12 protein-coding genes, 1 tRNA gene and 1 other RNA gene are annotated in these 15385 nt (G+C 60.5%); 6 read left to right on the forward strand and 8 right to left on the reverse strand.

The window, feature by feature from the left end; all coding sequences use genetic code 11:
- The first annotated feature begins 163 nt into the window (after positions 1–163).
- The 3 genes from NML54_RS06005 (at position 164) to NML54_RS06015 (ending at position 3069) form a co-directional block, all read left to right on the forward strand.
- Positions 164–1102 carry a Dyp-type peroxidase gene (locus NML54_RS06005; RefSeq protein WP_254756634.1) on the forward strand — a complete coding sequence of 313 codons (939 nt, stop codon included), beginning with the start codon at positions 164–166 and terminating at the stop codon, positions 1100–1102.
- Positions 1103–1216: 114 nt separating this feature from the next.
- Positions 1217–2527, forward strand: coding sequence for a tRNA guanosine(34) transglycosylase Tgt (gene tgt, locus NML54_RS06010; RefSeq protein WP_254756636.1), 1311 nt, complete (start codon positions 1217–1219; stop codon positions 2525–2527).
- Positions 2528–2559: 32 nt separating this feature from the next.
- Entirely contained in the window at positions 2560–3069 is a 510-nt protein-coding gene (locus NML54_RS06015; RefSeq protein WP_254756638.1) for an SRPBCC family protein, read from the forward strand.
- Positions 3070–3217: 148 nt separating this feature from the next.
- Here the strand turns inward: NML54_RS06015 and NML54_RS06020 are convergent, their stop codons facing one another.
- The 5 genes from NML54_RS06020 to NML54_RS06040 all read right to left on the reverse strand — a co-directional run bounded on the left by NML54_RS06020 (position 3218) and on the right by NML54_RS06040 (position 9101).
- Positions 3218–3916, reverse strand: coding sequence for a hypothetical protein (locus NML54_RS06020; protein ID WP_254756640.1), 699 nt, complete (start codon positions 3914–3916; stop codon positions 3218–3220).
- A 300-nt stretch (positions 3917–4216) separates the two neighbouring features.
- A complete protein-coding gene (locus NML54_RS06025) occupies positions 4217–4729 on the reverse strand; it encodes an acyl-CoA thioesterase (RefSeq protein ID WP_254756642.1) in 513 nt (170 codons plus the stop codon).
- A gap of 345 nt (positions 4730–5074) precedes the next feature.
- The gene (locus NML54_RS06030; RefSeq protein WP_254756644.1) at positions 5075–6580 is read right to left on the reverse strand and encodes an amino acid permease; all 1506 of its coding nucleotides are present in this window, start codon (positions 6578–6580) and stop codon (positions 5075–5077) included.
- A 230-nt stretch (positions 6581–6810) separates the two neighbouring features.
- Positions 6811–8265 (reverse strand): amino acid permease, encoded by a 1455-nt coding sequence (locus NML54_RS06035; RefSeq protein ID WP_254756646.1) that lies wholly within the window; start codon positions 8263–8265, stop codon positions 6811–6813.
- A gap of 107 nt (positions 8266–8372) precedes the next feature.
- A complete protein-coding gene (locus NML54_RS06040) occupies positions 8373–9101 on the reverse strand; it encodes a queuosine precursor transporter (RefSeq protein ID WP_254756648.1) in 729 nt (242 codons plus the stop codon).
- A gap of 355 nt (positions 9102–9456) precedes the next feature.
- Here NML54_RS06040 and NML54_RS06045 point away from each other — a divergent pair, with 355 nt between their 5' ends.
- Positions 9457–10470, forward strand: coding sequence for a hypothetical protein (locus NML54_RS06045; protein ID WP_254756650.1), 1014 nt, complete (start codon positions 9457–9459; stop codon positions 10468–10470).
- A 124-nt stretch (positions 10471–10594) separates the two neighbouring features.
- On the forward strand, positions 10595–11290 hold the full coding sequence (locus tag NML54_RS06050; protein ID WP_254756652.1) for a TetR/AcrR family transcriptional regulator: 696 nt from the start codon (positions 10595–10597) through the stop codon (positions 11288–11290).
- Between the two features lie 91 nt (positions 11291–11381).
- Here NML54_RS06050 and NML54_RS06055 read toward each other — a convergent pair whose 3' ends face one another.
- The 3 genes from NML54_RS06055 to ffs all read right to left on the reverse strand — a co-directional run bounded on the left by NML54_RS06055 (position 11382) and on the right by ffs (position 12285).
- Complete coding sequence (locus tag NML54_RS06055) at positions 11382–11705, reverse strand: type II toxin-antitoxin system VapB family antitoxin (RefSeq protein WP_254756654.1); 324 nt, start codon at positions 11703–11705, stop codon at positions 11382–11384.
- Positions 11706–11823: 118 nt separating this feature from the next.
- Positions 11824–11912: transfer RNA gene (locus NML54_RS06060), tRNA-Ser, on the reverse strand.
- A 276-nt stretch (positions 11913–12188) separates the two neighbouring features.
- An RNA gene (gene ffs / locus NML54_RS06065) (signal recognition particle sRNA small type) lies at positions 12189–12285 on the reverse strand.
- 217 nt (positions 12286–12502) lie between these two features.
- On the opposite strand from ffs, the gene NML54_RS06070 reads away from it, so the two are divergent.
- Entirely contained in the window at positions 12503–15217 is a 2715-nt protein-coding gene (locus NML54_RS06070) for a DNA polymerase III subunit gamma and tau (protein WP_254756656.1), read from the forward strand.
- The last annotated feature ends 168 nt before the right edge of the window (positions 15218–15385 follow it).

Consider the following 15385-nt stretch of genomic DNA (forward strand, 5'->3'; position numbering starts at 1 on the left):
GGCTTCTAAGGCACAGTTTCTAAAGTACGGTTTCTAAACCCTGCTTGCTGTTCTTTGCCCCCAGCCCTAATCTTCTCCGTTCAGTGTAGAAGGTTAGGGCCTGTGCAGAAGGTTAGGGCTGGATTCATTGCAGGGGCGTACGCACGGGCGTACGGTGAATTTTATGCTTGCTTCAGAATCACAACAGGTCACTGCCAGCCCGAACGCTAACACCATTTTCATGGTGTGGAAGTTTAAGGAAGGCATCTGCCAGGATGCGCTCATTGAGGGGTTCCAGAACCTCTGCGGGCTCGTCATTAACCTCAACCACACCGCCGCGAACCGCTACTCACCCGAGAACGCCAGCATTGTGCTGGGTATCAGCCACAGCGCGTGGCTGACCCTGGATCTGCCCAAGCCGCTGCCGCAGGAGCTCGTGGAGTTCGAGGAGATTAGGGGCCCCAAGCACACCGCGGTATCCACTCCCGGCGATTTGCACTTCCACATCCGCGCGACTCAGCCGTCCGTCGCCTACGATATGGCCTCCGCTATTACTGCGGCTCTGCGCGATATTGCTGAGGTACTGGATGAGGTGCATGGCTTCCGCTACTGGGACGGCCGCTCCATCATCGGTTTTGTGGACGGCACCGAGAACCCACAGACCCCCGCGGCACGCGAATACTTCGGCATCATCGGTGACAGCGACCCCATGTACAAGGGCGGCAGCTACCAGTTCGTGCAGAAGTACATCCACGACATGACCGCGTGGAACGCCCTGCCCGTCTCCGAGCAGGAGAAGGTGATTGGCCGTTCCAAGCACGACGACATCGAGATGAGCGAGGACGAGAAGCCCGCCAACTCGCACTCCGCTATTGCCAATATCGGTGATGATTTCAAGGTTATTCGCGACAACATGCCCTTCGGCACCGTGGGTAACAACGAGCTGGGCACCTACTTCATCTGCTACGCCAGCACCTTCTCGACCGTTCAGAAGATGCTGAAGAACATGTTCATGGGAGTGGATGGTGCCTACTACGACCGCCTGCTGGATTTCAGCACCGCGGTGACCGGCACCCTCTTCTTCGTGCCGACCGTGGATATGCTCGGCGACTTCGCCGGCTAAGATCAGCTACCCTCAGCTGAATTCTCGTGAACCCCGCCTCCGGCAAGAGAGGCGGGGTTTTCCGGTAGGCTAGGGTGTAGACATTCAGACGGAAAGCAAACAATCGAGAGAAGAATGAGCGTTCTAGATAACTCTTTCCCCACCGAGGACTTTGGCTTCACCATCACCAGCCGCCTGGCGGACACCGCCTCCCCCAGCGCTGAACGTGTAGAAGCCAACGGCGGACAGTTCCGCGGACGCACCGGTGTCATCACCACCCCGCACGGACAGATCCAAACCCCCGCTTTCACCCCCGTGGGCACCAAGGCAACCGTCAAGGCGGTCCTACCCGAATCCATGAAGGAGCTCGGCGCCCAGGCTCTGCTCTCCAACGCCTACCACCTGTACCTGCAGCCCGGCCCCAAAATCCTCGACGCAGCAGGCGGCCTGGGCGCATTCATGAACTGGGACGGCCCCACCTTCACCGACTCCGGCGGCTTCCAGGTCATGAGCCTGGGCTCCGGCTTCAAGAAGGTAATCGACATGGGTACCGTCGCGGACGCTAAGGGCGCCGACGGCCGCCCCCTCGGTGACGACGACGTGGCAAAGGGCAAGGAACGCCTCGCCCACATTGACGACGACGGCGTGAACTTCAAGTCGCATATTGACGGCTCGATTCACCGCTTCACCCCCGAGGTGTCCATGCAAGTTCAGCACCAGATCGGTGCCGACGTCATGTTCGCATTCGACGAGCTGACCACCCTCTACAACTCCCGTGGCTACCAGGAGGAGGCGCTCGAACGCACCCGCCTGTGGGCGCTGCGCTGCATCGCTGAGCACCAGCGCCTGACCACTGAGCGCGTGGGCAAGCCCTACCAGGCGCTGTTTGGCGTCATTCAGGGCGCACAGTACGAGGACCTGCGCCGCAAGGCGTGCCAGGACCTCGGCTCCATGCCCTTCGACGGCTTCGGCATCGGTGGTGCACTCGAGAAGGAAAACCTCGGCACCATCGTGCGCTGGTGCGCCGAAGAGCTGCCCGAATCCAAGCCCCGCCACCTACTCGGAATCTCCGAACCCGACGACATCTTCGTCGGCATCGAGAACGGTGTAGACACCTTCGACTGCGTCTCCCCCACCCGTGTGGCACGCAACGCCGCCGTCTATTCCCCCACCGGCCGCTACAACATCACCAACGCGCGCTTCAAGGCGGACTTCTCGCCCATCTACGAGGGCTGCGATTGCTACACCTGCACCCACTACACCCGCGCCTACCTACGTCACCTCTTCAAGGCGGACGAGCGTCTGGCGGCGACCCTCGCCTCCATCCACAATGAGCGTTTCATCGTGCGCATGGTGGACGACGCCCGCGAAGCCATCAAGGACGGCACCTACTTCGAGTACCGTGACGAGTTCCTCGGCAACTACTACTCCGGCAAGAAGCCCTAAACCCGCTCTTCAACCCGTTTAAGGAGAACCCTATGAGCATCACTCATGTTCCCGATGAGGAGCTTCTCGTCTTCGATCACGAGATCGCAGCCCCGGTCGAGGACGTCTTCGGCGCCTACCTAGACCCCGAACTGCTGGTCCGCTGGTACGGCCCTGCCGGCTGGCACGTGCGCCACACCGATGTTGTCGTGGAGCCCGTCGTCGGCGGCGTTCAGCGCCTGTCCATGATCAACGAGGTTGACCCCTCGGTGTCCTGCATTCTGCAGAGCCGCTTTTTGAGCATTAAACCCTTCAAGGAACTCGAATACGCCGAGCAGCTGCCCGACCACCTGGGTAACCCCGGTAGCGTGCTAGTGTACCAGCGTCACCGTTTCTTCCCCGAAACCGTGATTACCGCCGACGGCGTGGGTTCCGGTACCCGTATCGTCATTGAGATTGGCCCTATGCCCGCCTCGGTCCACGAGGAGGTGCGCACCACCTGGCGTTCGACCTTCGCCCGCCTGGATGACGTGCTCGCCGCCCGCGCACGCGGAGAGCTCTAAAACCCGCCGCACCAGCTGCCTGAGATAGCTTCGAGACACGGAAGCGCCGCGTCGACGGATCATTCGTCAACGCGGCGCTTGTGTTTAACACCCGTGCTTTGCGGGGGTGTGCCTTCTGGGGTGTGCCCTGCCTGGTGTGAGTCGTAAACTAGTTGATCAGCTTCAAGGTAATGACGCTGCTGCCACCATCCAGGGACACGCACTCGGGAGCCGCACGATCCGCACCGTCGCCCGGCTTCCAGTAGCAGCGCGCCGACATAACGGTACGCTCACCATTCGCCTTACCGGTCACCTCGGCGGGGTTCTGCACCACAAACTGGCGGATTAGTTCACGCGCAAACAGGCAATCCACCGCACCCGAGGTCACCTGAACCGTAGCGTTGTACTTCAGGTAGCCGGTAGCGTCCATGCTGCCGCAACTACCGCCCGCAGACTGAACATCCGAGCTGGACAGGTTTGCGGTGCTCGACGCCTTTGCCACTGCACTCGCTGAAGTGTTCGCCTTAGCCGATGCGGAAGGGCTCGACGCCGCGATCGCCGTGGGGCTTGCGGTGGTGATGGTTCCGGGGCTCACGGTAGCCACCGCGGTGGGGGTGTACACGGTACCAGCAGTCGGGGTGCTTTCAGTGACCGTTGCGGTGCGGGTGGGGTTGGCGGTTGCCTTCGCGCTCGTAGCGCTGGGGCTAGGGGTTGCGGTGGCGCTCGGGGAGGCGGTGGTTGCGGCGCCTCCGGAGCATGCCGTCAGTGCCAGCAGCAGCGTGGCACCGAGCGCTACGGGGCTGGTGCGGAGCGTAGTAGAACGAGCCTGGGTAGAAGTCTGGGTAGAGTGCTTCTGTGCCGGATGCATGGTGACCTTTCTACGTCATCGGTTCGGGTTCCTATCATTATTCTAAAGACGCTACCTGTGAGCTAGCTATACGGCATCTTAGGAACCTGCAGGGTGCCCCCGCTAGGGCAGAGCGGGTAGGGCGGCGGCGCATCCGGTGGCGCGCATCGGGCGGCGCCCCCAGCCGGCGGGGTCTGCCTGAGTGTGGTGAAACGACATTGTTATCTCTCCCGGAAATAAACCTTTTGCACCCTTTGCAGAAGGTAGTTAAAGCATACGTTTAACCCCGTTCAAGACCGTTTTATTACAGCGGAACGCCCCCTACTTCTGCGGCAGGTAGGAGCTCAACAGTTCACGCTGCTCGGGGGACAATCGAGTCAAACGCCCCGCAACCGAATCCCAGAACGCCAGCACGGTAAAGGCACGCACGCATTCGCGGCCGTCCACCGGGGAGAGAATCGAGTAGCCAATACGCACGGATGCGGCGCTGACCTTCTCCACGTTCAGGCGCACCGGCACGGGCTCACCGGTGTAGGGCAGCTGAGCCAGGTAGCGGATGCCGTGCTCGGCAATGAGCGCCTGCACGCCCTCGGCAACCAGCTCAAAAAGCGGAATCGGAGGCTGCGGTGCCACGGTGGGCTTCTGCCCGGAGGAGGGCGGCGGGCCGAAGAGCGCCACGCGGGCTTCTTCCATGACTGAGAGGATGGCAACGTTGTTGACGTGCCCGTAGGCGTCCATATCGCCCCAGCGTGCGGGTACGTACACCAGCAGTTTGTCGGTGGTACCGACCTCAGAGGCGGGGGTCTTTTCGCGGTTCTTTTCGGGGCTTTGCATGGTTTTAACTCTACTCCCCCGCCGCTGTGAGGCGGCTATTCGTACGAATCTGCAAGGTACAGCAAATGGATCAAGTGATGATGATTCAGGTGCTAGAAATATGTTTGGTAGTTAAAGCGATGAGGCTCGAAAGCTACGATGCTTTCGAGCCTCATCCAACACACAGACATTTGAACGCATACAAGATTATACGGTTCACTGTCTATGATAGACCCACCCTGAGGGTCAACGGCATTTTTACGGTTTTATGACGAGGAATTCCAGAAATTTTCCGTATTTTTCGTTTATTACTGTGTTGGAGTCTCTGCGGGCCCCAACACCGGCCCTCCCGGTAGCTACAGAACCTTAACGGCCCAGCGTAGCCGCAGTCTCCAGGGCATGATCAGCGTCGTACTTCATGGCGTCGTACTCGGCAGTTGCCTGCTGAGCCTCCACAAAGGTCTGCTCATCAATCACGTGAGTGTGGCGGATACGAGCAAAGTACAGCAGGCTCAGCACCACAAAGTAGCCCACGCCCACAATTGCCGGAACCATAGAACCGCGCACCATGAAGAGCGCAACCCACACCGCGAAGAGCAGCAAAACGCCAACCGCCGCGGTGAACTGGCCACCCCACAGGCGGAAACCATTGGTGGCAGGCTCAACACGCTTGTACACAACGTAAGCGAACAGAATCAGAACCCACACGGTCAGCGCGCACACCATGATTACGAAAATCATGGAGAGAAACGCTTCCTTCGGACTGTACAGCGCCAGCAGAATAGCAATGACCATGCCGCTGGTCGATACCCACACGGCGCGAGCCGGAACACCAGCACGGTTCACCTGAGCCAGCTGGCGAGGCGCCATGCCGTCAACCGCCAGGGAATGCAGCAGACGCGCACCCGCGTACAGGTTTGCGTTCGCGCTCGACAGTGCCGCAATCAGCACCACAAAGTTCACGAAGTGCGCCACACCCTGAATGCCGAGCTGTTCAAAGACCAGAACGAACGGGGAAGCATCCACCGCATCGCCTATGCCCGAGGCCGAACGCCACGGAATGATAGCAACAACAATCAGCACCGCCAGCACGTAGAAAGTCGCCAGGCGAATCATCATCGCCTTCGCCGAGGAACGCACCGACCGGGAGGGGTCCTTCGCCTCCGCAGCAGAGATCGAGATCATCTCAATACCACCGAAGGAGAACATCACAACAGCCAACGACAGCCACACCGACTGAGGGCCGTTAGGCATAAAACCGCCGTCGTTGAAGAGGTTCGCGGTACCCACCGCGGCGTGACCGGGCAGACCGAAGAAAACCAGGCACAGGCCCACCAGCAGGAAGGCAATAATCGAAATGACCTTAATCGAAGACAGGAAGAACTCCAGCATGCCGAAAGACTTCACGCTGGTCAGGTTCAGCACAATCAGCGCCACACCAAACGAGGCAATACCAACCCACAGGGGCAACTGCGGCCACCAATAGTTCAAGTACATCGCAACCGACACCAGCTCAACACCGGCAATCAGAACAGTCGCCGTCCAGTAGGCGATGCGAGTCAAAAAGCCCGCGAAGGGGCCCAGGTAGCGGGTAGCAATAGTGCCGAAACCACCGCGGACAGGGTAGCGAACCGCCATTTCACCGGTCGCCGCGCCAATCACCGAAGCGAGCGCAGAACCAATAGCGTAGGTGAGAATGACCGCGGGACCAGCCATCGCAATGGCGGTGCCCGAACCCAAGAAGAGGCCCGTACCGAGCGCGGAACCCATCACGATCATGGTCATCTGTCCGTGGGACAGAGAACGCTTCAGGGTGCGCGATCCGGCGGTCCCCGCTGCAGCGTGGCTGCGGGTATCGTCGTTGTGGGACACGAAGGTGCCTTCCGTCAGTACGCCTTAGGGGCGTGATGTGCAATGTGTGCTCGCACCCGGCTTCTGCGGCTTCTAGCCTCGTTGACGGGTACGAATAGTTAACTATTCTACGGGCACACTCACATCGCTCAGAACGGCGCCGTCTAGAGCGCAGAAGCGAAAGGCACCGAACGGGGGTGCTCCCCCATCCGGTGCCTTTTATGTTTTGCCTCGCGAGGCTTCCACGCTATTTAGTGCTGTGCCGCGCTGGTGTTCTCGTCGGCGTGCATAGCGTCCAAATCGGGACGCTCATAACCGCCCTGAGCCTTCGACGAGATGGCGTAGCCAATAGAAATCAGCACGAAGAAGACGATGCCGAGCATGATGGATTCCTGAACACCCGAGCCGGGCAACATGAACATTGCCGCCAGGGTCGCCAGAACACCCGCCAGAGCCAGACCTGCGGTGACGCGACCACCCAGCACGGTGAAGGAGGAGGCGTCCTTCTGGTCCTTCTTGTACGCCTGGTAGGTCAGCAGAATCATGACCCACACGATCAGGATGCACAGGGTCACCAGCGCCATGAGCAGGGCAAAGATGTCGCCAATCTTGGCAACAGCCATCACGGTTGCCACGACAACACCGGTGAAGGAGATGAGCAGAGCCACGACCGGCACGCCGCGCGAGGAGGTGCGGGCAGCCACTACGGGAGCCATGCGGTCAGAGCCCAAGGCGTGTAGCAGGCGAGTTGCCGCGTATAGGGAGGCGTTAGCGCCAGAGAGCGCAGCAACGAGCACCACGAAGTTCATGATGTCCGCCGCGAAGGGGATACCCAGTTCAGAGAAGACGACCACGAACGGCGACTCGGTCAGATCCGAGTTCTGTGCGGCGGTCTGCCAGGGCACTAGACACAGAATAATTGCCATGGATACCACGTAGAAGGTGGACAGGCGCCAGATCATTGCCTTCACACTGGTTGCCACCGAGCGTGCCGGGTCCTTCGCCTCCGCTGCGGAGAGAGAAATCATTTCCACGCCGCCGAAGGAGAACATGACAACAGCCATCGAAATCCAGATGGATGCGGGGCCGTTGGGCAAGAAGCCGCCGTCGTTCACAAGGTTTGCGGTACCCACCGCAGCATGGCCGGGCAGACCCACGAACACCAGCAGTACACCAATCACCATGAACACGATGACGGCAGAAACCTTAATCGAAGAGAGCATAAACTCCAGCGCGCCGAAGGACTTCACGCTCACCAGGTTCAGCATCAGGATAATCGCGCCGAAGAGAGCGACGAACACAGCCAGGGGAACGTCCGGGAACCAGTACGCCATGTAGTGGCCAACCGCCACCAGCTCAGCACCAGCCAGCGGCACGGTGCACGCCCAATACGCCCAGCGAGTCAGGTAGCCGCTAAAGGGATTCAGGTATCGGCTCGCAATAGTACCGAAACCACCCTGGACGGGGTGACGCACGGACATTTCGCCCGCGCACGCAGCAATGGTTGCCGCAATCATCGCACCAATAGCGTAAGAGATGATTGCGCCGGGGCCCGCAATTTTAATGGCGGAGGAGGAGCCTAGGAACAGGCCCGTACCCAGCGCCAAGCCCATCGCAATCATGGTCAACTGGCCGTGGGAGAGGGAACGATTCAACGAGTCGTTCTTCTCCGACTGCTCGGGGGTGTTCCCCTGCAGTTTAGACATAACGTATCTCTTTCTTAGATATGCTGTGTATTGGATAAAGCTGAAATGGCAATGCCGCCCAGGCGTTAGGCCGGGCGGCTCTGCACATCAGCTGTCAGGAGGTTAGCTTACGCCACGTACTCGAGTTCGTGACGCTTGAACCAACCAATAATCGGGTAGCTGATCGGCATGAGGAGCACCTCGACCAGGCACTTGTAGATATAGCCGATCAGGACGTAGTTGATGAATGCTTCCACGGTGTCGATGCCGAGCACCGGTGCCGCAATGGAGCAAAAGATGACGGTATCGAGCAGCTCACCGACCAGTGTGGAGACAATCATACGCAGCCACAGGAAACGGCCCTTGCTTGCCTTCTTCATTGCCACCATGACCCAGGCGTTCAGGGTCTGACCGAAAAGGTAACCGAGCAGGGAGCCCGCAAAAATCTGCCAGACCGGACCGAGAACCTGCGCGAACGCCTCCTGGCCGGTGTAGAAGCTCGCAGCGGGCAGATGCACGATCAGCAGGAAGCACAGGGCCGCAAAAGCAGCCGAGCCGAAGGACGCCACAATCGCGCGGCGGGCACGCTTGAAGCCGTACACCTCAGAAAGAAGGTCGCCAATCACGTAGGCGAGCGGGAAGAGGAAGAAACCACCATCGGTAACAATGGTCGAGCCAATCAGGGGCAGCTCGAAGGGCAGCGGACCGAACTCCACGCCCTTGGTTGCACCAATATTCGAAATGATCAGGATGACGCAGGATGCGCCCAGCAGCAGATCAAAGTAGCCGCGGCGACCAGCCCAGGGCACCGTAACGGTGCTCGTCTGAGTCTTAGATTCGCTAACGGGTTTAGCCATTACTTTCCCCAAGTCTTTCTTCATGCGATGTGTTTCTTCACGTAAGGTACGAGCCCTCACGCGTGGTGGTGAGCCTGCAATGCAGGGCAGGGGTCACCGGCTCGTCTGCCACCCGAGCCTATCTAATAGTACCTATATGCCGTGCCGGCGGCAGGTTTGTGGGCTTCGTTCAAGAGTGTGGACGCTTTATGTGCCCGGCTACCCGGTGTGGGGTGCCTGCGGAGCCACCTCATCCCGGCGGCGGCAGAACCCCCGCACCTACAATGGATGTATGAAGAGTCTGAGCCGCAGAGTTCACCGCAGCGGAGTTCGCTACAACAGAGTTCACCGCACCGGCGCTCACCATACCGGGCAGATGGCATCCCCGCTGGAGGCGGGGCGTGCACTGCGTGCCTCGGTGCGCCGCTTTATTCGGGGCTCTATACGGCGAGTGCGGAGGCGGCGGCACAGTAACCAGCGGCGGCTGAGCGCGCATATTCCGCGTCTGCATCCGCTTTTTACCTATGCGGCGCATGCGGTTCGCGCCGGTGCGTCTCTGGTGGAGCCCATGCTGTTGGCGTCTTCGGAGTTGCTTGGCTACCGGTCGTTTACGCATCGCGGGCGCAATATCTACTATCGGGTCGATAACCTGCGCCTTCTGTCTGAGTCTAAGTCTGCGCCCGGTGTACTGTTCTATTTTGATGGTGACCACCTCTCTCGTGTGGGTAGCCGCCTGTTGCGCCGCACCTCTCCCCTGCGTGCTGAGTTGGCGCAGGTGGCGGCTGAGTTCAATATGCTGTCCGTACCGGTGTTGGCTCCGGGTAGCCTGCGGGAGCCGCGGGTGAAAGATACCGGCCCTTATGCGCCTCCGCTGACCTATAACTGGTGGGTTCGCGCCCGCTCGAACGGCAGGATGGTTCGCGCCCTCATTGAAGAGATTGCCCTGGCGTACAAGGTGGATATGAGCCGCGTCTGGTTTGCAGGCTATTCGGGTGGTGCGGAGTTCCTCAGCTATGAGCTGCTGTCGCACGATATTGACTGGATTCGAGGAGGCGGTGCGACCTTCATCGGTGGCGGCGGTGCCGACGGCGTGCCGGCTCGGGTGCGTGAGCAGGCTGCACTGAATCCTTCCTCGCATGAGCACCTGTTGATGAGTTGGCATGTGGGTGTGTTGGATGGGCGCTCGCCTTCGGGGATTCGGCGTATGGCGACCAGTGCGGAGGGTAGCTGGTCGGCGCGTATTGCGGCGCAGGAGGGTAGTGTGCTCTATGAGGGTTTGGGGGCGCGGACTTTGTTACAGGTGACTCCGGGGCGCGGTCATACGGGGTATCCGATTGCGTCGTTGGTGGGTGCTGATTTGGCGGCGGCGACTCATTTGGGGTTCATTTAGGGGCACCCTGCGATTGGTGTATTTTGCGCCCATCTGCAAAAAATTTTGCATGGATTGCACAAATTTCTTGGTGACACATTTGATAAATTCGTCATTTGCTGACGGTTTGGGGTAGAGTGTCACTATGCCTCGTATTTCTGCAGCAACCAACGCCGCCCAGCGCGAGAACACCAAACGCGCCATTCTCGACTCCTTCGGCGAGATCCTCTACACCCGCGGCCTGCCCGGCCTGACCATGACCGACGTCGCCAAAAACGCCGGCATCGGCCGCACCGCGGTCTACAACTACTTCGCTGACATGGGCGAACTGCTGGTCGCATACGCCTTGGATGAGACCGAACGCTTCCTCAACGAGCTGCGCGTCGGTCTGGAGGGCATCGAAAACCCGATTGACCAGCTCGCTATCTACATTCGCCTGCAGATTAACGACTTGGCGCGCCGCCATCTGCCTCCGGGCCCGGCGATGCGTTCCATGCTTTCCCCCGAGTCCTACGCGAAGCTCGGCAAACACGTGCACGAGCTGCAGATGGTGTTGGCGCATATTCTTTCTGCCGCCATTGCTGAGAACTACATTCCGAAGAACGATATTCGAGAACTGGCGATGCTCGTGCATGGTTCCCTCTCCTCCAGCGCGGGCCGCGCGGAGGATGCGCCGGATGAGGAGACTCGCGAACGCCAGATTCTGAGCACGATTCGTTTTATTCAGATGGGTTTGGGTGCCCGTTTTGATGCTCAGGGCGCCCCGGTTCGCTTGGATTCTCAGGAGTCCCTGCCGGAGCAGTCGCCCGTGCAGGAGGCGAATCTGAAGGTCGCTTCTTAAGGGTTTAGCGGGCTGAATAGCTACATATAATGCCGCGGGCCTGATGCTTCTTTGCATCGGTTCGCGGCTTTTTCTGTATTCGGGTGGGTTTTCACGCGCCGGGTAATAGTGCCGGGGAGATGGAGTCCAGGTCCAGTACGCGCGCGTACATGACGGCGCGGCGGTGCAAGGCGTTACGCAGTGCTCGGTGCACGCCGTCTTCGAGGTAGAGTTCTCCGCCCCATTTGACCACATGCGGGAAGAGGTCGCCATAGAAGGTGGAGTCTTCGGCGAGTAGGGTCTCGAGGTTGAGGTTTTTTTGGGTGGTGATGAGGGTGTCGAGGCGTACCTGCTGCGGCGGGATTCCTCCCCAATCGGCGTGGGTCATGCCGTGCTGGGGGTAGGGGCGGCTGTCGCCTACTTTTTTGAAGATCATGGTGATGCTTTCTGCAGGTAGGGGCGCCTCGGCGGCGCGTGTAACCGTGGGATTCTGAAGAAATAGTACCAAGGGGTATAAAAAATCCCCGGTCTTAGAATCTAAGACCGGGGATCGGTGGCGGAGGATGGGGGATTTGAACCCCCGAGGGCTGTTAACCCAACACGCGTTCCAGGCGTGCGCCATAGGCCGCTAGGCGAATCCTCCAGCTATGTTTTCTGCACATTGCGCAGGCAACAAATAAAACTTTACTACGCTTTTGCGAAGCATGCAAGTTCTGGATGAGAAAAGTAACAGAAAGCACATTTGTAGATGTTTGTGCTCTTGCTTTTGGGCATGAAAAGACCTCCTACGCAACCGCTGAGGATCCGGATTCTGAGCGCGCGAAGAATCAAATCCGGATCCGAAGCCGCGGAGCGCCAGCGGAGCGGGCACGCAGTGCATATGACGGGTGTGAGCTACCCAGGTACCCGTTTTTGGGCATGAAAAAACCTCCTACGCACCCGTCATAGCTCGAATACCCTTGCTACCTTCCGGTCCTGGGGGAGTTTTCCAAGATAACGCCACGTAAGAGGCAAGAACCAGTGTACCGGATTTTTGGGTTCTTGGGAATTCGGCGCGTCCGCGGTATTTCTGTGGGCGTACTTGCCACCCGGGTGAGCATCCATGGTAGGTGTCACGGTGGCGGTGGTGCGGTGGTGTGTTCGCCGGTGACTGTTGGCCACTCGGGCTGAGGGGTAAAGCGTCTAAAATGGTAGGGATTGTCCTATCCGCACCCCCGAGTTGAAGAGGTTGCCGTGAGCACTGCCCTTTATCGTCGTTATCGCCCCGAGACCTTTGCTGAGGTTATCGGGCAGGAACACGTGACCGAACCTCTTATGGTCGCCTTGGAGAAGAACCGTGTGAATCACGCGTACCTGTTTTCGGGTCCGCGTGGTTGCGGTAAGACCACGTCGGCGCGTATTTTGGCGCGCTGCTTGAACTGTGCGCAGGGTCCGACTCCTACTCCGTGTGGTGTCTGCGATTCGTGCCGTGAGCTCTCGCGTGATGGTGGCGGTTCTCTTGATGTGATTGAGATGGATGCGGCGAGCCACGGCGGTGTAGATCATGCCCGTGATTTGCGTGAGCGCGCTACTTTGGCGCCGGTGCGTGACCGTTACAAGATCTTCATTATTGATGAGGCGCATATGGTGACCCGTGAGGGTTTCAATGCGTTGCTGAAGATTGTGGAGGAGCCGCCGGAGCACGTGAAGTTTATCTTCGCGACGACTGAGCCGAATAAGGTGTTGGGTACGATTCGTTCGCGTACTCACCATTACCCGTTCCGTCTGGTTCCGCTGGAGGTTCTTCTGCCGTTCCTGCAGGGCCTGTGCGATCAGGAGCAGGTGCCGGTTGAGTCGGGTGTGTTGCAGCTGGTGATTCGTGCTGGTGGCGGTTCGGTGCGTGATTCGCTGTCGATTCTTGATCAGCTGATGGCTGGTGCGTCGTCGCAGAGCGGCATTGAGTATGACCGTGCGGTGGCGCTGCTGGGCTATACCCACGCGCAGCTTCTGGATGAGGTTATTGAGGCGTTCGGTGCGAAGGATGCGCCGACTCTCTTTGGCGCGGTGTCTCGTGTGGTGGCGACCGGTCAGGATCCTCGCCGTTTTGTGGAGGATTTGCTGGAGCGTCTGCGTGATTTGATTGTGGTGAAGGCTGTTCCGCAGGCTGCCGGCCAGATTTTGCAGGGTGTTCCGCAGGATCAGTTGGAGCGTTTGGCTCAGCAGGCTCAGGCTTTGGGTGAGCGTGAGCTGACGGTTGCTGCGGGTACTGCGAATGAAACTCTGAATGGTATGACGGGGGCGGCGAATCCGCAGCTTCAGCTGGAGTTGCTGTGTGCTCGTCTGCTTCTGCCTGCGGTGGAGGATTCTGCCGGTGGCGCTGAGGTCGCGGCGTTGGCTTCTCGCCTGCAGGTTTTGGAGCGTCGCGTGGCTTCTAGTACTGCTGGTTCGGTTCCGGCGCAGGGTGGTATGTCTGCTGCTCGTGCGGCGGGTATGGCGGCGGCTGGCCTGACTCCTAAGACTCAGGCGCCTAATGCGCAAACTCCTAGCACCCCTGTTCAGGAGCCGGCTGCCCCGCAGTCAGCCCCTCAGCAGAGCGGCTCTCAGCAGGGCAGTTCTCAGCCCGCCAGCGCGGGTGCTCCCCCGCTGGCGGGCGCGCCCCTTAGCGCTGCACCTCTGGCACCGACCGCGCAGGAATCCACACCTGCGACTGGTGCTCCCCTAGCGGGTAATACCCCGGCGGCGCAGAATATCCCGGCTTCTGCTACAACTGATGCCGTTGCGGCGGGTACCCCCTCCGCCCCTCTGAAGCTTGACCCGAACGATCCGCTGGCGGCAGTTCAGGGTAATTGGCGTGCCATTCTTAACCGAATGAGCGTTCCCAGTGCGGCGGAGCAGCTGATGAAGGTTCGCCCCGCCCGCATGGATGGGGCAACCCTGTACGTGAGCGCCGACATTGCGACTTTGCGTGCGGTCAAGGACTTTGTGCCCGAGCTGACAGCCCGCGTGAGTGAGTTCCTGCGCCGTCAGGTGACCATTCACGCTCAGGTGGCGAAGCCCGGTGCGCAGGTCAAGCCCGCAGCTCAGCCCGCAGCGCCCAGTGCTCCCACAGCGCAGCCTGCGGTTCCGGCGGCTATTGCGCCGCAGGCGTCTCAGCAGCCCATTCAGCAGACTCCCCCGCAGCCCGCTCAGCCGGCGCCTCTGGCTGATGGTCCGCGCGGCGGTGAGGATGCGTGGCATCGCCACGGTCAGCCGCTGACCGGCGCAAACACCCCCGAGTCCACGAGCGTGGATGCGCCCCTGGGCGCGTGGGAGGTTGCCCCGATTCCGCAGAGTGCCCCCGAGGAGGCACCTCAGCAGGCTGCCCCGGCTGTACCGGCTGGCCCGCTTGATCCTGAGCCCCCGGCAACCCAGCAGGTTCCGGCTGGTCAACAAGTTCCGGCAGCCCAGCAGGTTCCGGTTGCTCCGGCGGGTGGTTTTGGTGAGCGTGATTCCTTTGCGGCCTCCGGTAGTGGAATTCCGCAGCAGGAGAGCGCTGCTGAACCCCAGCAAGCACAGGAACCTCCGTTCTCGCAGGAGTCTCCTCACGCAGAGGAACCTCCGTATGAGGAGGAGCCCCCTTTTGAGGATGAGCCTGCCTACGCTGAACCGGTTGAGGCACCCGCTGCGGCCGCAATGCCGACTGCTCCTGTAGCACCGGCTGGTCCCCTCGCTGCTCCGGCTGATACTGCTCCGGCAAGCGATGAGAAGCCGGCATCGCAGGCTTCTAACGCACCTGCCACACCGACTCCTAGCGCCCCGACTCCTAGCGCACCAGCGGCACCGACTCGCCCGGCACGCGCCGCATCCGATGAGGACTACGTCTCTGAGGATGATGAGAAGGTCGAAAACAGCACCTTCATCGGTCTGCGCGCTATCGAAAAAATTATTGGTGGCACCGTCATTGACGAACGCCCCCTGCACCAGCCCTAATCCAGGGTTGTAGGTGCCGCGCCCCCCCAACCCCCCCGGGGGGGGGGCCGGGGGAGGCCGGGCGGGCCGAAGAACCCCCCCCCCCCCCCCGCCCCCCCCCCCCAACCCCCAAACCCCCCCCCCCCCCCCCCCCCCCCCCCCCCCCGGGCCGCCCCCACGCGACACGCG

The organism is Rothia gullae (assembly GCF_024294905.1).
GTDB lineage: Bacteria > Actinomycetota > Actinomycetes > Actinomycetales > Micrococcaceae > Rothia.

Coding starts and splice junctions, on each gene's coding strand:
- NML54_RS06005 (WP_254756634.1), top strand. CDS start 164: ATGCTTGCTTCAGAATCACAACAGGTCACTGCCAGCCCGAACGCTAAC.
- tgt (WP_254756636.1), top strand. CDS start 1,217: ATGAGCGTTCTAGATAACTCTTTCCCCACCGAGGACTTTGGCTTCACC.
- NML54_RS06015 (WP_254756638.1), top strand. CDS start 2,560: ATGAGCATCACTCATGTTCCCGATGAGGAGCTTCTCGTCTTCGATCAC.
- NML54_RS06020 (WP_254756640.1), bottom strand. CDS start 3,916: ATGCATCCGGCACAGAAGCACTCTACCCAGACTTCTACCCAGGCTCGT.
- NML54_RS06025 (WP_254756642.1), bottom strand. CDS start 4,729: ATGCAAAGCCCCGAAAAGAACCGCGAAAAGACCCCCGCCTCTGAGGTC.
- NML54_RS06035 (WP_254756646.1), bottom strand. CDS start 8,265: ATGTCTAAACTGCAGGGGAACACCCCCGAGCAGTCGGAGAAGAACGAC.
- NML54_RS06040 (WP_254756648.1), bottom strand. CDS start 9,101: ATGGCTAAACCCGTTAGCGAATCTAAGACTCAGACGAGCACCGTTACG.
- NML54_RS06045 (WP_254756650.1), top strand. CDS start 9,457: ATGGCATCCCCGCTGGAGGCGGGGCGTGCACTGCGTGCCTCGGTGCGC.
- NML54_RS06050 (WP_254756652.1), top strand. CDS start 10,595: ATGCCTCGTATTTCTGCAGCAACCAACGCCGCCCAGCGCGAGAACACC.
- NML54_RS06055 (WP_254756654.1), bottom strand. CDS start 11,705: ATGATCTTCAAAAAAGTAGGCGACAGCCGCCCCTACCCCCAGCACGGC.